The 18,766-nt window shown below is 71.7% G+C and carries 20 protein-coding genes and 1 pseudogene; 6 read left to right on the top strand and 15 right to left on the bottom strand.

Translation table 11 applies throughout. The features are described 5' to 3' along the window. Both P1P70_RS09855 and P1P70_RS09850 read left to right on the top strand, forming a co-directional pair. Positions 1 to 923, top strand: a 923-nt coding sequence (locus P1P70_RS09855; protein ID WP_319236282.1) for an ATP-binding cassette domain-containing protein, incomplete at its 5' end; no start/stop codon positions are given. Continuing rightward, positions 920 to 1,561 carry an ATP-binding cassette domain-containing protein gene (locus P1P70_RS09850; RefSeq protein WP_319236280.1) on the top strand — a complete coding sequence of 214 codons (642 nt, stop codon included), beginning with the start codon at positions 920 to 922 and terminating at the stop codon, positions 1,559 to 1,561. The genes P1P70_RS09855 and P1P70_RS09850, both read left to right, overlap by 4 nt. A gap of 30 nt (positions 1,562 to 1,591) precedes the next feature. Here the strand turns inward: P1P70_RS09850 and P1P70_RS09845 are convergent. Beyond that, positions 1,592 to 1,951: pseudogene (locus P1P70_RS09845) on the bottom strand (LysM peptidoglycan-binding domain-containing protein); the annotation flags it as partial. Positions 1,952 to 2,395: 444 nt separating this feature from the next. Here P1P70_RS09845 and P1P70_RS09840 point away from each other — a divergent pair. Beyond that, a complete protein-coding gene (locus tag P1P70_RS09840) occupies positions 2,396 to 3,166 on the top strand; it encodes a hypothetical protein (protein WP_319236278.1) in 771 nt (256 codons plus the stop codon). A gap of 226 nt (positions 3,167 to 3,392) precedes the next feature. Further along, positions 3,393 to 3,761, top strand: coding sequence for a hypothetical protein (locus tag P1P70_RS09835; protein WP_319236277.1), 369 nt, complete (start codon positions 3,393 to 3,395; stop codon positions 3,759 to 3,761). Between the two features lie 111 nt (positions 3,762 to 3,872). Here P1P70_RS09835 and der read toward each other — a convergent pair whose 3' ends face one another. From der to aroH, 5 genes are all read right to left on the bottom strand, one after another. Then, positions 3,873 to 5,333: a ribosome biogenesis GTPase Der gene (gene der / locus P1P70_RS09830; RefSeq protein ID WP_319236276.1), complete on the bottom strand. Its 1,461-nt coding sequence runs from the start codon at positions 5,331 to 5,333 to the stop codon at positions 3,873 to 3,875. Positions 5,334 to 5,441: 108 nt separating this feature from the next. Then, positions 5,442 to 6,191 (bottom strand): lysophospholipid acyltransferase family protein, encoded by a 750-nt coding sequence (locus P1P70_RS09825; RefSeq protein ID WP_319236275.1) that lies wholly within the window; start codon positions 6,189 to 6,191, stop codon positions 5,442 to 5,444. Further along, complete coding sequence (gene cmk / locus P1P70_RS09820; RefSeq protein ID WP_319236274.1) at positions 6,149 to 6,826, bottom strand: (d)CMP kinase; 678 nt, start codon at positions 6,824 to 6,826, stop codon at positions 6,149 to 6,151. Before cmk ends, P1P70_RS09825 begins: the two co-directional genes overlap by 43 nt. A 118-nt stretch (positions 6,827 to 6,944) precedes the next feature. Continuing rightward, positions 6,945 to 8,030 carry a prephenate dehydrogenase gene (locus P1P70_RS09815; RefSeq protein WP_319236272.1) on the bottom strand — a complete coding sequence of 362 codons (1,086 nt, stop codon included), beginning with the start codon at positions 8,028 to 8,030 and terminating at the stop codon, positions 6,945 to 6,947. Further along, positions 8,027 to 8,395, bottom strand: coding sequence for a chorismate mutase (aroH, locus tag P1P70_RS09810; RefSeq protein WP_319236270.1), 369 nt, complete (start codon positions 8,393 to 8,395; stop codon positions 8,027 to 8,029). Before aroH ends, P1P70_RS09815 begins: the two co-directional genes overlap by 4 nt. Before the next feature lie 224 nt (positions 8,396 to 8,619). On the opposite strand from aroH, the gene P1P70_RS09805 reads away from it, so the two are divergent. Together P1P70_RS09805 and P1P70_RS09800 are read left to right on the top strand one after the other, a co-directional pair. Continuing rightward, positions 8,620 to 9,057 (top strand): Rieske (2Fe-2S) protein, encoded by a 438-nt coding sequence (locus P1P70_RS09805; RefSeq protein ID WP_319236268.1) that lies wholly within the window; start codon positions 8,620 to 8,622, stop codon positions 9,055 to 9,057. Positions 9,058 to 9,079: 22 nt separating this feature from the next. Continuing rightward, the gene (locus P1P70_RS09800; protein ID WP_319236267.1) at positions 9,080 to 9,931 is read left to right on the top strand and encodes a DNA polymerase beta superfamily protein; all 852 of its coding nucleotides are present in this window, start codon (positions 9,080 to 9,082) and stop codon (positions 9,929 to 9,931) included. Here the strand turns inward: P1P70_RS09800 and P1P70_RS09795 are convergent. From P1P70_RS09795 to ald, 9 genes are all read right to left on the bottom strand, one after another. Next, positions 9,848 to 10,621 carry a DNA polymerase beta superfamily protein gene (locus P1P70_RS09795; RefSeq protein WP_319236265.1) on the bottom strand — a complete coding sequence of 258 codons (774 nt, stop codon included), beginning with the start codon at positions 10,619 to 10,621 and terminating at the stop codon, positions 9,848 to 9,850. The two genes, P1P70_RS09800 and P1P70_RS09795, sit on opposite strands and share 84 nt — an antisense overlap. Positions 10,622 to 10,624: 3 nt before the next feature. Beyond that, positions 10,625 to 11,647, bottom strand: coding sequence for an ADP-ribosylglycohydrolase family protein (locus P1P70_RS09790; protein ID WP_319236263.1), 1,023 nt, complete (start codon positions 11,645 to 11,647; stop codon positions 10,625 to 10,627). Then, positions 11,647 to 12,372: an NUDIX hydrolase gene (locus tag P1P70_RS09785; RefSeq protein WP_319236262.1), complete on the bottom strand. Its 726-nt coding sequence runs from the start codon at positions 12,370 to 12,372 to the stop codon at positions 11,647 to 11,649. Before P1P70_RS09785 ends, P1P70_RS09790 begins: the two co-directional genes overlap by 1 nt. Before the next feature lie 188 nt (positions 12,373 to 12,560). Beyond that, positions 12,561 to 13,721 (bottom strand): pseudouridine synthase, encoded by a 1,161-nt coding sequence (locus tag P1P70_RS09780; RefSeq protein WP_319236260.1) that lies wholly within the window; start codon positions 13,719 to 13,721, stop codon positions 12,561 to 12,563. After that, positions 13,721 to 14,389 carry an SMC-Scp complex subunit ScpB gene (gene scpB, locus P1P70_RS09775; protein WP_319236258.1) on the bottom strand — a complete coding sequence of 223 codons (669 nt, stop codon included), beginning with the start codon at positions 14,387 to 14,389 and terminating at the stop codon, positions 13,721 to 13,723. Before scpB ends, P1P70_RS09780 begins: the two co-directional genes overlap by 1 nt. Continuing rightward, complete coding sequence (locus P1P70_RS09770) at positions 14,386 to 15,525, bottom strand: segregation and condensation protein A (protein WP_319236256.1); 1,140 nt, start codon at positions 15,523 to 15,525, stop codon at positions 14,386 to 14,388. The genes scpB and P1P70_RS09770 overlap by 4 nt, the downstream gene beginning before the upstream one ends. Positions 15,526 to 15,543: 18 nt before the next feature. Beyond that, positions 15,544 to 16,116: a hypothetical protein gene (locus P1P70_RS09765; protein WP_319105533.1), complete on the bottom strand. Its 573-nt coding sequence runs from the start codon at positions 16,114 to 16,116 to the stop codon at positions 15,544 to 15,546. Next, a complete protein-coding gene (locus P1P70_RS09760; protein ID WP_319236255.1) occupies positions 16,101 to 17,228 on the bottom strand; it encodes a ParA family protein in 1,128 nt (375 codons plus the stop codon). Before P1P70_RS09760 ends, P1P70_RS09765 begins: the two co-directional genes overlap by 16 nt. A gap of 403 nt (positions 17,229 to 17,631) precedes the next feature. Next, a complete protein-coding gene (ald, locus tag P1P70_RS09755; RefSeq protein ID WP_319236285.1) occupies positions 17,632 to 18,747 on the bottom strand; it encodes an alanine dehydrogenase in 1,116 nt (371 codons plus the stop codon). Between the last annotated feature and the right edge of the window lie 19 nt (positions 18,748 to 18,766).

The following is an 18,766-nucleotide window of genomic DNA, read 5'->3' as shown; positions in this document are numbered from 1 at the left end:
GGGCGAGCGCACCGGGCAGGGCACGGGCCGTGCGCCGGGGCGGGGAGCCGCCCGGGGCCGCACACCAGCCACCCGGGCCCGACACCACCGCCGGTGCCGGCACCGGCGGTGGAAATGAACTGGGCACCACCGAGGCCGACACCAGCACCGGCATCAGCACCAGCACCAGCACCAGCCGCATATCCGGCGGTCGCGCGGGTGTCCCTCCTCTCCCTGCCGCCCCCGCCCTCCGAGCCCGTCGGCTCCGGCTCCGCTACGGCGGGTTCACCGCGCTCGACGCTGTCGACCTCGACGTCCTCCCGGGGCGGGTCAGCGCGGTCGTTGGCCCCAACGGCGCCGGGAAGAGCACCCTGTTCCACTGTCTCGCCGGGACCCTGCGGCCGGACACCGGACAGGTGCGCCTCGGCGCGCGGGACATCACCCGGCTGCCCGCGCACACCCGCACCCGGCTCGGTGTCGCACGGACGTTCCAACAGCTGGCCGTCTTCCCCTCGTTGAGCGTGGCGGACAACGTCCGCGTGGGCGCCGAGCAGGGGCGGATCTCCGATCCCGGTGCCGTGGAGCGGGCGTTGCGGCTGCTCGGGCTGGACGGGGCGGTGCGGACGGCACCGGCGGCCGGGCTGCCGACCGGGACGCTTCGGCGGGTCGAACTGGCGCGGGCGCTCGCCGGGAGCCCCCGCGTGCTGCTGCTCGACGAGCCCTCCGCCGGCCTCGACTCGGCCGAGGTGGCCGCCCTCGCCCGCGTCCTGCGCGCCCTCGCCGACGACGGCACGGCCTTGCTCGTCGTCGAGCACGACCTCGACCTCGTCGCGGAACTCGCGGACCTCGTCCACGTCATGGCGGCGGGCCGGATCGTCACCTCCGGCCCGGCCGACCACGTCCTCGACCCGCTGGGCCCCCCCGCCCCGGAGACCGGACGATGACCCTCATCTCCCTGCGCCGTGCCCGCGTCCGCTACGGCCCGTTGGAGGCCCTGCACGGCCTCACCCTCGCCGCCTCCGGCCCCGGCCTCACCGTGCTGCTGGGCCGCAACGGCTCCGGTCGTACGACCGCGCTGAGTGCCCTCGCCGGCACGGTCCCGCTCTCCGGGGGTGCCGTCGTGTGGGACGGCGCCGAGGTCACCAGGACACCCGCGTACGAGCGCGCCCGGCGGGGCCTGGTCCTCGTACCGGAACGACGGGCCGTCTTCGGCGCCCTCTCCGTGCGCGAGAACCTCGAACTCGTCGCCCCCGACCTCTCCCGTGCCCTGGACGCCTATCCGGAGCTCGAATCCCTGCTCCCCCGCCGCGCGGGCACCCTCTCCGGCGGCGAGCAGCGGATGCTCGCCCTCTGCCGGGCCCTGTCGGCCCGGGCGCGCGTCGTGCTCGTCGACGAACCCACCCAGGGCATGTCACCCGCGGTCGCGGCCCGCACGTACGAGCTGCTGGGCGGCCTCGACGCCTGCGTGGTCGTCGCCGAGCAGCGCCTGCCGCGGAGACTGCGCGAGGTACCGGGCGTCCTCGTGTACGAACTCCGGCGCGGCGCACTGGCGTTCGCCGGGGAGGCGGCCGAGCTGCCCTGAGGCCGCGGCCCGGCGGTCAGGGCTCAGCGGTCACAGATCGAGGCGCTGCCCGGGGACGATCAGGTTGGGGTCGCCGCCGATCATGTCCCTGTTGGCGGCGTAGGCCCGTCGCCAGGTGGTCCCGTGCCGGGAGGCGATACCGCTCAGGGAGTCGCCCTGCCGGACGGCGTAGTCGCCGCGCGACACACTGCGGTCCGGGTGACCGACGGAGCGCGACGGCGCCTTCGCGGGCGCCGACCCGGCGGACTTCCCGGTCCCGTTGGAGGTGGCCGACCCGGCGGTCCCGGTGGAGGGCGCGGCGGGCGCGCTGCCGGACGCTCCGGCGCGTCCGAAACAGGTGGGCCACGCTCCCCAGCCCTGGGCACGCTGGACCTTGGTGGCCGTCGCGACTGCTGGGCCTTGGACGAAGATCCCTCTCCACGGACCCGGGGTCCCCCGAGCGGGCTCGTTGCACACGGCCGGGAATGCAGGGAGGTTGACGGGTTGTCAGCAAGCAATCGCCGGTCATACGAGGCCAGTTCGGTGTTACCCGAAGTAGCAACCAATTCCGGCCACCCACTTCATTCCCTGATTTCCTGATATGTCGGCCCGTGACCTCGACGACCTGTGACCCACTTCACCGGATCAACTTGGGCGGAACCTCGGGAAGTTGGCGCGGAGTAACCGATTCCGCCCAGGGATTCACCCTGCGCTCCGGTTGGTTCGATTCCGTTCGTCCTCGGGCGTGACTCCGGCCACAGATCACCCGTTGTCTTCTGCATGAGCCGGAACCTCCGTGCTCATGGGCCGGGCGTCACCCGGCACCGACACGCACCGCATCCCGAGGAGCCACCCGTGCCGCGCATGCTCGAGGTCAGCGACGAGGTACGCGCCGAGATCGGCGACGAAGAAGCCGACCGGCTGCTCGCCGGAGAGAACGCCCCCGGTGGCTACGACTGCACGTCGTGCCGCACCCCCGGCGACTCCGAGCAGGAGCGCACCAGCACCGTCCTCTTCGTCGGCGACGAGACAGCCGTACTCGCCTTCGCCCACGCCACCTGTCTGCCCTCCCAGGTCGTCCAGGTCACCGAGGAGCAGCTGCAGGGCGCCGCCCGCTCCATCGCCGGGGACAACCAGGCCCAGGCCGCGCCCGAGCAGGCCGTGCTCGGTGTCACCAGCGGTCTGATCCTGCTCAGCGGCGAGTTGCACCCGGCGCTGGTGGTCGAGCCCACCGCCCCCATCGCACGCCCGGGCACGACCGGCGCGGGCGACGACTTCCTGCCGCTGCTCATCGAGCAGGGCTTCATGCCGCTCCCCCAGATCGACTCCGTGCCGCCGGTGCTGCACGGCTGGTCCGTGCTGCTCGCCATGGGGCAGCTGCACGCCATCCTGCAGCCGGGTGCCTCCGGTGGTTCGCCGGTCGCGTGGTGGCAGGCCCATCAGGCGCTGCAGGTGGCCGACGCGTGGCGCGCGGCCGCGAACAAGCACCAGCAGGTGCTGATGTTCGCGGCGCCGGTGGGGTCGATCGGACGGCAGCCGCGGGAGGACCTGCTGCGGGACGCGCTCGACAAGGCGGCGGCGAACGGGAAGCTGGTGGCCGCGACCCTGCCGCTGGCCGGCACCTGATCGCTCCGCTCGGCGAGCCGTGACAACCCGCCGTAGCAATGCGGCTGGTCGGTCGGCTGCGAGTCGTGTGGGGTTTGTCGCGCAGTTCCCCGCGCCCCTTCAGGGCGCTTCCCGGGCCGGAGGCTGAATGGTTGAGGGAGCGCATCCCTTCCGTCGTGGGGTCGTTGGCACAGACGTGCACGCATACGACGTTCCTCGCCGCCAGTCCTATCAGTCGATCCCGTCCATGCGGCCGACTCAGGATCCGTCGGGCGGGCCCTCGGCCACGCCCATCTACGACTCGCTCTGGGCGGAGTGGGTCAGGACCTACCGGACCCTGCCGGGCGACCGGCACGGCGAGGAGGGTCTGGGGTTCACGGGCTTCGGGAGCCTGTCGCACGGCTCCGGCGGCCAGCGCGCCACCGGGTCGTACACCTCCGGCTCGTACGGCGCCCGGCACGCGGCGGGGCATCTCGCCACCCAGCGCGAGACCCAGCCCGGTCACCCGACCACGACGACGGCCGGGTGGCAGCCGGTCGGGCGGATCCCCACCGGGCACACCGGGATGCACCACATCCCGTCGCCGTTGCCCCCGGGCCCACGCCGAGGTCTTTGAAGCGCCGAGGTCTTTGAAGCGGAGCGCAGCACACGAGGAGGCGGCCACCCGGACATCGGGGTGGCCGCCTCCTCGTGTCGTGGGACCGCTGCCCACCTCGTCCTGCCGCTGCTACTTCTTCTTGCCGCGCTTCTCGCGCACCCGTACCGAGATGTGGATCGGGGTGCCCTCGAAGCCGAACTCCTCGCGCAGGCGGCGCTCGATGAAGCGGCGGTAGCCCGCCTCGATGAAGCCGGAGGCGAAGAGGACGAAGCGCGGGGGCTTGGTGCCGGCCTGGGTGCCGAAGAGGATGCGGGGCTGCTTGCCGCCCCGGATCGGGTGCGGGTGGGCGGCGACCAGCTCGCCGAGGAAGGCGTTCAGCCGGCCCGTCGGGACGCGGGTCTCCCAGCCGGCGAGGGCGGTCTCGATCGCGGGGACCAGCTTCTCCATGTGCCGGCCGGTCCGCGCCGAGACGTTGACCCGGGGCGCCCAGGCGACCTGACCGAACTCGGTCTCGATCTCCCGCTCCAGGTAGTAGCGGCGCTCCTCGTCGAGGGTGTCCCACTTGTTGTAGGCGATGACCATCGCGCGGCCGGCCTCGACGGCCATCGTGACGATGCGCTGGTCCTGCACGGAGATGGACTCGGAGGCGTCGATGAGGATGACCGCCACCTCCGCCTTCTCCACGGCGGCCGCGGTGCGCAGCGAGGCGTAGTAGTCGGCGCCCTGCTGGAGGTGAACGCGCTTGCGGATGCCCGCCGTGTCGACGAACTTCCAGGTGACACCGCCGAGTTCGATCAGCTCGTCGACCGGGTCACGCGTGGTGCCCGCGAGCTCGTTGACGACGACGCGCTCCTCGTTCGCCACCTTGTTGAGGAGGGAGGACTTGCCGACGTTCGGGCGGCCGATCAGGGCGATGCGGCGCGGGCCGCCGACGGCCGTGCCGAAGCTCTGCGCGGGCGCCTCCGGCAGGGCCTCCAGGACGGCGTCCAGCATGTCGCCGGTGCCGCGGCCGTGCAGCGAGGAGACCGGGTGCGGCTCGCCGATGCCGAGGGACCACAGGGCGGTCGCGTCGGCCTCGCCGCTCGGGCCGTCGACCTTGTTGGCGCAGAGCACCACGGGCTTGTTGGCCTTGCGGAGCAGCCGGACGACGGCCTCGTCGGTGTCGGTGACGCCGACCTTGGCGTCCACGACGAAGACGACCGCGTCGGCGGCCTCGATGGCGTACTCGGCCTGGGCGGCGACGGAGGCGTCGATACCGAGGACGTCCTGCTCCCAGCCGCCGGTGTCGACGACCTTGAAGCGGCGGCCGGCCCACTCGGCCTCGTAGGTGACGCGGTCGCGGGTGACGCCGGGCTTGTCCTCGACGACCGCCTCGCGGCGGCCGATGATGCGGTTCACCAGGGTCGACTTGCCCACGTTGGGGCGGCCGACGACGGCGAGGACGGGCAGCGGGCCGTGGCCCGCCTCCTCGATCGCGCCCTCGACGTCCTCGACGTCGAAGCCCTCTTCCGCGGCGAGCTCCATGAACTCCGCGTACTCGGCGTCGCCAAGCTCTCCGTGCTCGTGCTCGGAGGGAAACTGGTCGTTCATGAAGTCCGTACCTCGTAGTTCATCGTGGTGATCGGTGGAGCACCCGGCCTGTCGACCGGCTGATCCACTACTCAGTCTCGCCCAGCGCCCGTTCGGACGCCCGGCGTTTTACCGGCGGCCGGTGAGCCGTCGGGCATGGTCCAGGTGTGCGCCCAGCTGCTTCTGGATGCGCACGGTCGCCTCGTCCAGCGCCTTGCGGGTCCGCCGCCCGGTGCCGTCGCCCGCCTCGAACGGGTCGCCGAAGACGACGTCGACGCGGGAGCGCAGCGGGGGCAGCCCCTTGATCAACCGTCCGCGCCGCTCGGTGCTTCCCAGGACGGCGACCGGGACGATCGGCGCTCCGCCGCGCACGGCGAAGTAGGAGAGCCCGGCGCGCAGCGAGGCGAAGTCGCCCTCGCCCCGGGTGCCCTCCGGGAAGATGCCCAGCACGCCGCCGTTCGCCAGGACGGCGAGCGCCTGGGTGATGGCGGTGCGGTCGGCGGTCGACCGGTCCACCTTGACCTGCCCGATGCCGAGCAGGAAGGGGTCGAGGGGACCGATGAACGCCTCCTTCTTGATCAGGAAGTGCGTCGGGCGGGGCGCCACGCCCATGACCATCGGGCCGTCGATGTTGTGGGAGTGGTTGACGGCCAGGATGACCGGGCCGGCCGTGGGGACCCGCCAGGCACCCAGCACCCGCGGCTTCCAGAAGCCGTACATCAGGCCGACGCCGATACGCCGGCCGACCTCGGCGCCGAGCAGCGAGGGCGCCGCGACGGCGGGGCTCCCGGCGGAGGCCGTCCCGGCCGACGCCCCCCGGTCCGTCGACGCCCCGCTCACTTCCCCGCCCGCTTCTCCTCGACGAGAGTCACCACGCATTCGATGACCTGCTGGAGGGTGAGGTCGGAGGTGTCGACCTCGACCGCGTCGCCGGCCTTGGCGAGCGGGGAGGTCTTGCGGCTGGAGTCGGCCGCGTCGCGCTTGAGGAGCGCCTCGCGGGTCGCCTGCACGTCGGAACCCTTCAGCTCGCCGCTGCGGCGGGCGGCGCGGGCCTCCGGGGAGGCGGTGAGGAAGATCTTCAGGTCGGCGTCCGGCAGGACGGTCGTGCCGATGTCCCGGCCCTCGACGACGATGCCGTTCTCGGCGCCCGACGCGATGGAGCGCTGCAGTTCGGTGATCCGGGCCCGCACCTCGGGGACGGCGCTCACCGCGCTGACCTTGGAGGTGACCTCCTGGGTGCGGATCGGCGCGGCGACGTCCGTGCCGTCGACGGTGATGGTCGGCCCGGACGGGTCGGTCCCCGAGACGATCTCCGGCTTGCCCGCCACGGCGGCGATCGCCGAGGGGTCGTCTATGTCGATGCCGTTGTTGACCATCCACCACGTGATCGCCCGGTACTGGGCGCCCGTGTCCAGGTAGCTCAGCCCGAGCTGCGCGGCCACGGCCTTCGAGGTGCTCGACTTGCCCGTGCCGGAGGGGCCGTCGATGGCAACGATCACTGTGGCGCGTTCCACTGGGGAGCACCTTTCCTGGTCCGAGGCGGTGGGGCGGGGCGAAAAGCGCCCCGGACAAGGGTACTGGTTGCCCGAAGCCCCTCGGCCCGGCCCTCCGACAGCCCCGTCCGGCCCGCTCCTACTGCCGGATCGCCCAACCCCGCTCCCGCAGGGCCCCCGTCAGCACCCCCGCCGCCTTCGGCTCCACCATCAGCTGCACCAGACCGGCCTGCTGCCCGGTGGCGTGCTCGATGCGGACGTCCTCGATGTTGACGCCGGCGGCGCCCGCGTCGGCGAAGATACGGGCGAGCTGGCCCGGCTGGTCGTCGATCAGCACCGCCACGACCTCGTAGCGCCGCGGAGCGGACCCGTGCTTGCCGGGCACGCGGACCTGTCCGGCGTTGCCGCGGCGCAGGACGTCCTCGATGCCGGTGACGCCCTCGCGGCGCTTGGCCTCGTCGGAGGCCTGGAGGGCGCGCAGGGCCTGCACGGTCTCGTCGAGGTCGGCGGAGACGTCGGCGAGGAGGTCGGCGACCGGGCCGGGGTTGGCGGAGAGGATGTCGATCCACATGCCGGGGTCGGAGGCCGCGATGCGGGTCACGTCCCGGATGCCCTGCCCGCACAGCCGTACGGCCGACTCCTCGGCGTGCTCCAGCCGCGCGGCGACCAGGCTCGACACCAGGTGCGGCATGTGCGAGACCAGGGCGACGGCGCGGTCGTGGGCGTCGGCGTCCATGACCACCGGGACGGCCCGGCAGTGCGAGACCAGCTCCAGGGCGAGGTTCAGCACCTCGGTGTCGGTGTCCCGGGTCGGGGTGAGCACCCAGGGTCGGCCCTCGAAGAGGTCGCCCGTGGCGGCCAGCGGCCCCGACTTCTCGCGCCCCGACATGGGGTGGGTGCCGATGTAGGAGGAGAGGTCGAGGCCCAGCGCCTCCAGCTCCCGGCGGGGGCCGCCCTTCACGGAGGCCACGTCGAGGTAGCCGCGCGCGAGCCCCCGGTGCATGGCGTCGGCGAGGGTCGCCGCCACGTGCGCGGGCGGGGCGGCGACGATCGCGAGGTCCACCGGTCCCCCGGGGGCCTCGTCGCTGCCGGCGCCGAGCGCTGCGGCCGTACGGGCCTGCTCGGGGTCGTGGTCGCTGAGGTGGACGGCCACCCCGCGCTGGGCGAGGGCGAGGGCGGCGGAGGTGCCGATCAGCCCGGTGCCGATGACGAGTGCGGTTCTCACTGGGCGATGTCCTTGCGGAGCGCGGCCGCGGCGCCCAGGTACACGTGCGCGATCTCGGAGCGCGGCCGGTCGGACTCGATGTGCGCGAGGATCCGTACGACCCGGGGCATGGCGCCCTCGATGTCCAGCTCCTGCGCGCAGATCAGGGGTACATCGGCGAAGCCGGTGCCGAGCTTGCGGGCCGCGGCGGCCGGGAAGTCGCTGTGCAGGTCGGGGGTGGCCGTGAACCAGATGCTGATCAGGTCGTCAGGACCGAGCCCGTTGCGCTCCAGGACCGCGGTGAGCAGCTCGCCCACCTGCTCGTCCATGTGCCCCGCCTCGTCCCGTTCGAGCTGGACGGCGCCCCGGACCGCTCGTACCGCCACGACTCTGCTCCTCGCTGATGTCCATGCCGACTCGTTGTACGACCAGCCTAGTCAGCCCACTCCCTGCCGGTGCGCGGCGCCCGCCTGCCGAGACGCCCGCGCGAGGAGGCCGGTGGCGGAGCACCGTCCGAACGCCCTGAGCCGCCGGACATGCGAATCGCGCGTTTTGTGGCACTCTCTCCTGGGTTGGGTTCTTCCGCACGTTCGGAGTTCGGAGTGACGACATGACGATGGGTTCGACGCGGCGCACGGTGCTCACGACCGGCGCGGCGGGCACGGCGGCGCTGCTGGTGGGGTGCGGCGGCGGCGACGGCGGTGACGGCGGTGATTCCCAGGAGGCGACGTCGCCCGGGGACGCCGGCACGGGCGGTGCCGGTGAGGAGCTGGCCGGGACGGCCGACATCCCGGTGGGCGGCGGCAGGATCTTCGAGGATCAGAAGGTCGTCGTGACGCAGCCGCAGGAGGGCGAGTTCAAGGCCTTCTCGGCGGTCTGCACGCACCAGGGCTGCATCGTCAGCAGCGTCTCGGACGGGACGATCGACTGTGCCTGCCACGGCAGCAAGTTCAAGATCACGGATGGTGCGGTGGTGCAGGGCCCGGCCACGCGGCCACTGCCCGCCGAGGAGATCAAGGTCTCGGGAAATTCGATTCAGCTGGCCTGAGCCACCCCGTACGCTCCCGGGCATGCAGCCCCCGCACCCGCACAGCCTGGTCCGCGACCACACGATCTACGCGTGTGTGATGGGGTCGCGGGCCTTCGGTCTCGCCACGGACGACAGCGACACCGACCGGCGGGGTGTCTTCCTGGCCCCCACCGAGCTGTTCTGGCGCTTCGAGAAGCCGCCGACCCACGTGGAGGGTCCGGCGGAGGAGCAGTTCGGCTGGGAGCTGGAGCGCTTCTGCAACCTGGCCCTGCGCTCCAACCCGAACATCCTGGAGTGCCTGCACTCCCCCTTGGTGGAGCACGTGGACGCCACCGGCCGGGAGCTGCTGGCGCTGCGTGGGGCGTTCCTCTCCCGGCAGGCCCACGAGACGTTCGCCCGCTACGCCCTCGGCCAGCGCAAGAAGCTCGACGCGGACGTCCGCACGCACGGCGCCCCACGCTGGAAGCACGCCATGCATCTCCTCCGCCTCCTGATGAGCTGCCGTGACCTGCTGCGCACGGGCACACTCACCGTCGACGTGAGCGACCAGCGCGAGCCCCTGCTGGCGGTGAAGCACGGCGAGGTGGCGTGGGCCCGGGTCGAGTCGTGGATGGCCCGGCTGGCGACGGAGGCCGAGGAGGCGGTGCACCGCAGCCCGCTGCCGCCGGAGCCGGACCGGGCGCGGGTCGAGGACTTCGTCGTACGAACCCGGCACGCGTCGGCCCTGCGCGCCCACTCGGACCTCGGGACGGGCCCGGCCGACGAGACCGCCCAGGACCCCGAGGCCGCACAGGACCCGGGAACCGGCTCAGACCTGCGCACCGTCGAGGCGCACCCGGACCACGAAATCGTGCAGGGCGTCGTACGCGGACGGGTTCTCCGGGAGCGCTGACAGTGCCTGCTCCCGCTCCAGCACCTCCTGGAGCCGCTCCACGTCCTCCGCGACGCGCTCCTGGTCGACCTCGGCCTTGCCGTGCTCCAGGGCCGCCTTCGCCGCGACGAGGTCCGGCAGGTACCCGGGCGCCTCGTCCACCTGCGGCACCAGCGTGGGCAGATGGGCCTGCACCTCGCCGCTGCGCATGAGGTGGATGCCGGTGAGCAGCACGCGGAACGTGTAGAGCAGCGGCTTGAGTTCGCCGGTCTTCTCGAAGAGCCGCCACTGGGTGACGGCGAACCCCCGGTAGTGGTGGGCGTGGTGACGGGTGAGGACGCCGGGGGCGAGCGCGACCAGTTCGCGGTGCGCCTCACCGGTGTGCACGACGAGCGGTGAGAGCAGCTGCTCCAGCACATAGCCGTTGCGCCGCAGCATCAGCCGGGCGAACTTGCGCAGGTCGTGCGTGACGAGGTCCATCTCGACACCGTCCCGGTCCCACATCCGCGACCGGGTCTCCTCCGGCTCGCGCAGCCCGACCAGTTCGGCCGGGGGCAGCACGTGCACACCGCGCAGGTCCACGTCCGAGTCGCGCGACGGGAAGCCGTAGAGGTGGGCTCCGGAGACGGTGGCGAACAGCAGGGGGTCGGGCTGTTCGGCCACCACCGGGGCCAGATCGATGTCGAGGGCGTCGGTAGGAGCGTCGGTCATCCCTCAAGCGTCCCAGAGGGCTCCCAGCGAGACGAGGTCGCCCTGGTACTCGATCCGGTCGGCCCACTCGGCGGGCCAGGCGTCCGGCCCGTGGTAGGCGCCCGCGAAGGCACCGGCGAGGCAGGCGATCGAGTCGGAGTCGCCCGAGGTGCAGGCGGCGCGCCGCAGTGCGGTGACGGGCTCGTCGACGAAGAGCAGGAAGCACAGCAGTCCGGTCGCGAGGGCCTCTTCGGCGATCCAGCCCTCCCCCGTGGCCAGGCAGGGGTCCGTCTCGGGCGACGGGAGCCGCAGGGCCGCCTGTACCCGGTCCAGGGCCTCCAGGCAGTCGTCCCAACCCCGGGCGATGTAGTGCTCGGGTGAGGGGTCCTGACTGTAGGTCCACAGGTCACCGAGCCAGCGCGCGTGGTACCGGGCGCGGTTCTCGTACGCGTACGAGCGCAGCCGGCCGACCAGGCCCATCGGTTCGGCGCCCTGGGCGAGCAGCCGTATCGCGTGGGCGGTGAGGTCGGAGGCGGCGAGCGCGGTGGGGTGGCCGTGGGTGAGGGCGGCCTGCAACTGGGCGGCGCCCGCGCGCTGTTCGTCGCTGAGCGGGCCGATCAGGCCGAGCGGCGCGACCCGCATGTTGGCGCCGCAGCCCTTGGAGTGGATCTGGCTGGCGAACTGCCAGGGGTGGCGCTCGACCGCGAGGAGGTCGCAGGCGACCAGGCAGGTGTGGCCGGGGGCGCGGTTGTTCTCCGGGGAGCGGGACCACTCCACGAACTCCTTGCGGACGGCCCGCACCAGGGCCTCGGGGCCGAGCGATCCCCGGTCCATGGCGGCCCGCAGGCCGTGCCCCAGCGCCAGCGTCATCTGGGTGTCGTCGGTGACGATCGCGGGCTTGGGCAACGCCATCTTCCGCCAGGGGCCGCACTTGGCGAGGATCGAGGCGACGTCGTTGAACTCCGTCGGGAAGCCGAGGGCGTCGCCGAGGGCGAGTCCGATCAGGGAGCCGGTGGCGGAGCGCTTCGTGCGGAGCGACATGGTCATCAGGGCCGTCCTTCTGTGGTGGGTCGCAGCAGCGGCGGGTGCAGGGCGGTGGCCCCACCCGCGCGGTACAGCGCGGCGGGCTTGCCGCGACCGCCGGTCAGGCGGGCGGCACCGGGCACCGGTTCGACGAAACCCGGCGTGGCCAGCACCTTGCGCCGGAAGTTGGGCCGGTCGAGCGGAGTGCCCCACACGGTCTCGTAGACCTGCCGCAACTCGCCGAGGGTGAACTCGGGCGGGCAGAAGGAGGTGGCGAGACAGGTGTATTCGAGCTTGGCGCCGACGCGTTCGTGGGCGTCGGCGAGGATGCGGTCGTGGTCGAAGGCGAGCGGCCCGATGGCGTTGAAGCGCAGCCACTGGGCCTGTGCGGCGTCGCCCCCGCCGTGCGGGACGGGCGGGTCCGGGAGCAGCGCGGCGAAGGCGACGGTGACGATCCGCATCCGGGGGTCTCTGCCGGGCTCGCTGTAGGTCCGCAGCTGCTCCAGGTGGAGTCCGGAGTCGTCCTTGAGACCGGTCTCCTCCGCGAGTTCCCGCCAGGCGGCCTCCTCCGCGGACTCGTCCGGCAGCACGAACCCGCCGGGCAGCGCCCAGCGGCCCGCGTACGGCTCCTGCCCGCGCTCGACGAGCAGCACCTGGAGGGTGCCCGCGCGGACGGTGAAGACGGCCAGGTCGACGGTGACGGCGAAGGGTTCGAAGGCGTACTTGTCGTAGCCCTCGGGTGAGGTCATGTCCATCGCCCCCTTTAATGGTCACCTCGACTAATAGTCATCTCGACTATAAAGCCGCGAGCGCCGGGGCCACAACCCCTTTACGAGGAAAGGAACGCCAAGAACGGCGTCAAGAGCACCGCCGGGAACGGCAAAGAGCCGGCCCCGACGGCAAACACGGGACCGGCTCCTGCTCGATCGGATCGGGCCTAGAGGTCGACCTCCTGCATCAGCATGCCGACCTCGGTGTTCGACAGGCGGCGCAGCCAGCCCGACTTCTGGTCGCCGAGGGTGATCGGCCCGAAGGCGACGCGCACCAGCTTGTCGACCGGGAAGCCGGCCTCCGCCAGCATCCGGCGCACGATGTGCTTGCGTCCCTCGTGCAGGGTCACCTCGACGAGGTAGTTCTTGCCGGTCTGCTCGACGACCCGGAAGTGGTCCGCGCGCGCGTACCCGTCCTCCAGCTGGATGCCGTCCTTGAGCTGCTTGCCCAGGTCACGCGGGATCGGGCCCACGATGTGCGCGAGATAGACCTTCTTCACGCCGTACTTGGGGTGGGTCAGCCGGTGCGCCAGCTCACCGTGGTTGGTGAGCAGGATGACGCCCTCGGTCTCGGTGTCGAGCCGCCCGACGTGGAACAGCCGCGTCTCGCGGTTGGTCACATAGTCACCGAGGCACTGCCGGCCCTCGTTGTCCTCCATCGTGGAGACGACGCCGGCCGGCTTGTTCAGCGCGAAGAACTGGTACGACTGCGTGGCCACGGTCAGACCGTCGACCCTGACCTCGTCCTTCTCCGGGTCGACGCGCTTGCCCTGCTCCAGGACGATCTCGCCGTTGACCTCGACCCGCGCCTGCTCGATCAGCTCCTCGCAGGCCCGCCGCGAACCGTAGCCCGCGCGTGCGAGGACCTTCTGCAGCCGCTCGCCCTCCTGCTCGGCGCCCGGGAAGGTCTTGGGCAGCTTCACGTCCTTCTTGCCCGCGTAGCGCTCGCGGTTGCGCTCCTCGGCCCGCGCGTCGTACTCGCGCGAGGTCGCCGGGGCCCACCGCCCGCGCTGCTGCTGGGACTGCTTCGGACCGCCCTTGGACCCGCCGCGTGCCGAGGCGCCGCGCCCCGACTTGGGACCGTCCGGGGAGCCGCCGGGGCCCACGTCGTAACGGCGCTCCTCGGGGCGGGGGTTCTTCGGCCGGCCGCCCTGGCTGTCGTCGCGGTCGTTCCCCGCACCTCGGTAGTTGCCGCGGCCACCGCCGCTCCCGCCGCGTCCGGCACCGCTCCCGCCGCGTCCACCACCGCTTCCGCCGCGGCCGCCGCTGTTGCCACCACGGCTCCCGCCGTTGTTTCCGCTGCTGTTCCTGCCGCTGCTGCTTCGCATCAAAATTCCGTCTTGTCGTCTGTGTCCTCGGAATCCGGAGCATCCGGATCGAACGACGGTACGGCTTCCTGGGTCTCGGCCTCGATCGCCTCCGCCTCGGGGAGGAAGGGCGCGAGCTCCGGGAGCTCGTCCAGGCCGCGCAGGCCCATCCGTTCCAGGAAGTAGTTCGTCGTCCTGTACAGGATCGCACCTGTTTCGGGTTCCGCGCCCGCCTCCTCGACCAGGCCCCGCTGCAGCAGGGTGCGCATGACCCCGTCGCAGTTGACTCCTCGTACGGCGGAGACCCTGCTCCGACTCACCGGCTGCCGGTACGCGACCACGGCCAGCGTCTCCAGCGCGGCCTGGGTCAGCCGGGCCTGCTGCCCGTCGAGCACGAACCGCTCGACGGCGGCGGCGTACTCGGGCCGGGTGTAGAACCGCCAGCCCCCGGCGATCAGCCGCAGCTCGAAGCCCCGCCCCTGGACCGCGTACTCGTCGGCCAGTTCCCTCAGCGCCTTGGAGATCTGCCGCTTGGGCCGCTCCAGGATCTTGCTCAGGTGCTCCGCCGTCGCGGGCTCGTCCACGACCATGAGGACGGCCTCCAGGGCGGGCTTGAGATCGAGGTCGGCGACGGTACGCGCCGCCCCCGCGGACGCCTCGGTCGTCCCCCCGGTCGTCTCCTCGCTCATGCCTTCGTCTCCTCCTTCGGCGGTTCGGGCGGCCGGTCGAACTCGTCCGTGACCACGGGCTCGGTGTCCCCGTCCCCGCCGGTCCAGCGCACGATCAGATCACCGAGCGCGGTCTCCTGGTCGAGGGCCACGGCCTTCTCCCGGTACAGCTCCAGCAGGGCGAGGAAGCGGGCGACGACGGTGAGGGTGTCGTCGGTGTCCTCGACGAGCACGCGGAAGGACGCCTCCCCCAGCTCCCGCAGCCGTGCGACCACGATCCCGGCCTGTTCCTGCACACTCACCAGGGGCGCGTGGATGTGGTCGACGTACACCTGCGGCTTCGGCTTCGGCTGCATCGCCTTCACCGCGAGCCTGGCGAATCCTTCCGCCCCGATGCTGATGACCACCTCGGGCAGCAGCTCGGCGTGGTGGGGCTCCAGGCCGACGGTCCGGGGGTAGCGCCGGGCCTCCTCGTCGAGGCGGCGGTTGAAGATGTCCGCGATCTGTTTGTACGCGCGGTACTGGAGCAGCCGGGCGAACAGCAGGTCCCGGGCTTCGAGGAGCGCGAGATCCGCCTCGTCCTCGACCTGGGCGGCGGGCAGCAGCCGCGCGGCCTTCAGATCCAGTAGCGTCGCGGCCACGACGAGGAACTCGGTCGTCTCGTCGAGGTCCCAGTCCGGACCCATGGCCCGGATGTGCGCCATGAACTCGTCGGTGACCTTGGACAGCGCCACCTCGGTGACGTCCATCTTGTGCTTGGAGATCAACTGCAGCAGAAGATCGAACGGTCCCTCGAAGTTGGCCAGCCGAACCTTGAATCCCCCACCGCCGCCCGCTTCCGCCCCTGCGACCGCGACACCGGAGGAAACCCCTTCGGCTTCGGCTTCGGCTTCGGCTTCGGCTTCGGCTTCGGCGGGGACTGCGGCAGGCGGCGTCTTGTCACTCCCGCTCGCGTTGTGGGCAGGCGTTCCGCGGGGCGGAACGGGTGGGCACAACGCCCCACCGGCCTCGGCCTCCGTACGCTCCTCAGCCGAAGATTCACTCGGAACCGGCTCGACCGGCGGAGCCGAGGGCGGAGCCAGCGCCCCCCTCCCCAGCGCACGCCGACGGCCACCGGAACCACCGGAAGCCGAGCCAGAGGAGTCAAACGAGGTCATAGCCCCCGCAGGCTACCCCTACCGCCCCCGCAGCCGCCGTACGAGGATGCTCGCGTCCCCACGGGACTCCAGATCCGCCAGCACCACGGCGACGGCCTCCCGGACGATCCGCCCCCGGTCGACGGCCAGCCCGTGCTCCCCACGCAGCACCAGCCGCGCGTGTTCGAGATCCATGAGCTCCTCGGCGGAGACGTACACGGTGATCTTCTCGTCGTGCCGCTCCCGCCCACTGGGCCGACGCCCGGAGGCCCGACCCCGCTTACGGGGAGCGGCGGCAGAACCTTCCTGCGGCTTCGGACCCCGCCCGGCGGCCGCCCGCTCGGCCCCCGCCGCGGCGGCCCGGCTGCGCGGCTGCTCACCGTCGGACTCGGCGTCGGCGGCCACGTGCTCGGACCCCTCGCCGTCACCGCCCTGCACGGGCACGGACGGCGGCGCGTCCTCCGCGCCGGCGGCCCCGTCGCTCTCCCCGGCGGGAGCGGGCACACGGGTTTCTCCGTTCGGCCCCCGCCGGGGAGCGGACGGCTGCAGCGCCGTTCCCCCTGTCGTACGGAAGAGTTCGTCGGCCCCCGGCAGACTCACTCGGCGTGACACCGGGCGAGCACCTCCCTGGCGAGCTGACGGTAGGCGGCGGCGCCGACGGAGTTGGAGGCGTACGTGGTGATCGGCTCACCGGCGACCGTGGTCTCCGGAAAGCGGACCGTGCGCCCGATGACCGTGTGGTAGACGTGGTCGTCGAACGCCTCGACGACCCGCGCGAGGACCTCACGGCTGTGCACGGTGCGCGAGTCGTACATCGTGGCGAGGATGCCGTCGAGCTCCAGCTCCGGGTTGAGCCGCTCCTGGACCTTCTCGATGGTCTCCGTCAGCAGCGCGACACCACGGAGAGCGAAGAACTCACACTCCAGAGGGACTATCACCTTGTGCGCGGCAGTCAGGGCGTTGACCGTGAGCAGGCCGAGCGAGGGCTGACAGTCGATCACGATGTAGTCGTAGTCGGCCATGAGCGGCTTCAGGGCGCGCTGGAGCGTCGACTCGCGCGCGACCTCGGAAACGAGCTGTACCTCGGCCGCGGACAGGTCGATGTTGCTCGGCAGCAGGTCCATGTTGGGGACCGCGGTCTTCAGCAGGACCTCGTCGGCCGACATGCCCCGCTCCATGAGCAGGTTGTAGACCGTGAGGTCGAGCTCCATCGGGTTCACCCCGAGGCCGACCGAGAGGGCGCCCTGCGGGTCGAAGTCGACGAGGAGGACCCGACGGCCGTACTCCGCGAGCGCGGCACCCAGGTTGATGGTCGACGTCGTCTTGCCGACGCCGCCCTTCTGGTTGCACATCGCGATGATCTTCGCGGGACCGTGGTCGGTCAGCGGGCCCGGGATCGGGAAGTAGGGCAGCGGGCGACCGGTGGGACCGATGCGCTCGCGGCGCTGACGGGCAGCGTCGGGCGCGAGCGTGGCCGCGTACTCCGGATCGGGCTCGTACTCGGCGTCGGGGTCGTAGAAGTGCCCGTCGGGCAGCTCGTCGTAGTCGGCGAAGTGGTTGTGGACCCCGCCACTTCCGTCGCCGGCCATGGCGTTCACGTGTTGGCCATCCATGCTCTGGAGTGCTGTCGGAGTTGCCTGCGGACTCTGGCGGGCTGCGAAGGTGCGGACAGCGACGGAGCCGACAGCCGCGAACCCCGTGGGGCCCGAGACCGGCGCAGGCATTCCTGGTTGACCACCCCCGGGAGTAAATGTCGACTCATTCACAAGTCGTCTTACCTCCTTGGTGACCAGGAAACTTCTAGATAGGTCAGCGTGGCACCATGCCGACAGCTGGCGACTCTATGGCGTGTCGGCGGTCCGCAGCAACACAATCCGCCGGACCCGGCCCGATGTGTCGGCAATGAAACATGCGGCTGTCAAGGGCGTAGGGCCGTCGCACGGCAGGTTTCACCGGTGCGCGAAACATCCGAACGGTTACGTTCGAGGCGAGTTGCGCGAGTGTCGCAAAGTGACCATACACACATCCGGCCGGACCTTGTCGGGCAAGATCCGGCCGGGAAGGTGCTGTTGACGACCTGTGTTGACGTATCGCCTTTTACCGAAAGGTGACTTAAAAAACAGCCGGTCAGCCGAGCAGCGACGCCAGTTCGACGTGCTCCAGGCCGTGCGCGTCGGCCACCTCGCGGTAAACGACCCTGCCGTCATGGGTGTTGAGCCCCCTGGCCAGCGCCGGGTCGCGGCGCGAGGCCTCGGCCCAGCCGTGGTCGGCGAGTTCGACGATGTAGGGCAGCGTGGCGTTGGTCAGCGCGTAGGTGGAGGTGTTGGGCACCGCGCCGGGCATGTTGGCGACGCAGTAGAAGACCGACTCGTGGACCGGGAAGGTCGGCTCGGCGTGGGTGGTGGGGCGGGAGTCCTCGAAGCAGCCGCCCTGGTCGATCGCGATGTCGACAAGGACACTTCCCGGCTTCATCCGCGACACCAGCTCGTTGGTGACCAGCTTCGGGGCCTTGGCTCCCGGGATGAGGACGGCGCCGATGACGAGGTCGGCCTCCAGGCACGCCTTCTCCAGCTCGAAGGCGTTGGAGACGACGGTCTGGATCTTGGTGCCGAAGACCTTGTCGGCCTCCTTGAGCTTGTTGATGTCCTTGTCGAGCAGGGTCACGTGGAAGCCCATGCCGATGGCGATCTGCGCCGCGTTCCAGCCCGACACCCCACCGCCGATGACGACGGCCCGCCCGGCCAGCACCCCCGGCACACCGCCGGGCAGCACCCCGCGTCCGCCGTTGGCCCGCATCAGGTGGTACGCGCCGACCTGGGGGGCGAGCCGGCCCGCGACCTCGGACATCGGCGCGAGCAGCGGGAGCGCGCGGTTCGGCAGCTCGACGGTCTCGTAGGCGATGGCGGTCGTGCCCGACTCGACGAGGGCGTCCGTGCACTCCTTGGAGGCGGCCAGGTGCAGGTAGGTGAAGAGCGTCTGGTCCTTGCGGAGGCGGTGGTACTCCTCGGCGATGGGCTCCTTGACCTTGAGCAGCAGGTCGGCCGCGGCCCACACCTCGTCGGCCGTGGCCAGGATCTCGGCGCCGGCGGCGACGTACTCGGCGTCCGGGATCGACGAGCCGACTCCGGCGCCCTGCTCGATGACGACCTGGTGCCCGTGGCGCACGAGCTCGTGCACGCCGGCGGGGGTGATCGCCACCCGGAACTCGTTGTTCTTGACCTCGCGGGGGATGCCGACCTTCACGTCGATCACGGTCCTTGGC

The sequence above is a fragment of the Streptomyces sp. MB09-02B genome (assembly GCF_033794485.1).
Lineage (GTDB): Bacteria > Actinomycetota > Actinomycetes > Streptomycetales > Streptomycetaceae > Streptomyces.
The sequence above is the reverse complement of the archived record's forward strand: the minus strand, read 5'-3'. Positions and strand labels throughout refer to the sequence as shown.

Bases quoted from the DNA above. Each gene is read 5' to 3' on its own strand.
- P1P70_RS09850 (WP_319236280.1), top strand. From the start codon at position 920: ATGACCCTCATCTCCCTGCGCCGTGCCCGCGTCCGCTACGGCCCGTTG.
- P1P70_RS09835 (WP_319236277.1), top strand. From the start codon at position 3,393: ATGCGGCCGACTCAGGATCCGTCGGGCGGGCCCTCGGCCACGCCCATC.
- der (WP_319236276.1), bottom strand. From the start codon at position 5,333: ATGAACGACCAGTTTCCCTCCGAGCACGAGCACGGAGAGCTTGGCGAC.
- P1P70_RS09825 (WP_319236275.1), bottom strand. From the start codon at position 6,191: ATGCGTGGTGACTCTCGTCGAGGAGAAGCGGGCGGGGAAGTGAGCGGG.
- P1P70_RS09805 (WP_319236268.1), top strand. From the start codon at position 8,620: ATGACGATGGGTTCGACGCGGCGCACGGTGCTCACGACCGGCGCGGCG.
- P1P70_RS09800 (WP_319236267.1), top strand. From the start codon at position 9,080: ATGCAGCCCCCGCACCCGCACAGCCTGGTCCGCGACCACACGATCTAC.
- P1P70_RS09795 (WP_319236265.1), bottom strand. From the start codon at position 10,621: ATGACCGACGCTCCTACCGACGCCCTCGACATCGATCTGGCCCCGGTG.
- P1P70_RS09790 (WP_319236263.1), bottom strand. From the start codon at position 11,647: ATGACCATGTCGCTCCGCACGAAGCGCTCCGCCACCGGCTCCCTGATC.
- P1P70_RS09785 (WP_319236262.1), bottom strand. From the start codon at position 12,372: ATGACCTCACCCGAGGGCTACGACAAGTACGCCTTCGAACCCTTCGCC.
- P1P70_RS09780 (WP_319236260.1), bottom strand. From the start codon at position 13,721: ATGCGAAGCAGCAGCGGCAGGAACAGCAGCGGAAACAACGGCGGGAGC.
- scpB (WP_319236258.1), bottom strand. From the start codon at position 14,389: ATGAGCGAGGAGACGACCGGGGGGACGACCGAGGCGTCCGCGGGGGCG.
- P1P70_RS09770 (WP_319236256.1), bottom strand. From the start codon at position 15,525: ATGACCTCGTTTGACTCCTCTGGCTCGGCTTCCGGTGGTTCCGGTGGC.
- P1P70_RS09760 (WP_319236255.1), bottom strand. From the start codon at position 17,228: ATGCCTGCGCCGGTCTCGGGCCCCACGGGGTTCGCGGCTGTCGGCTCC.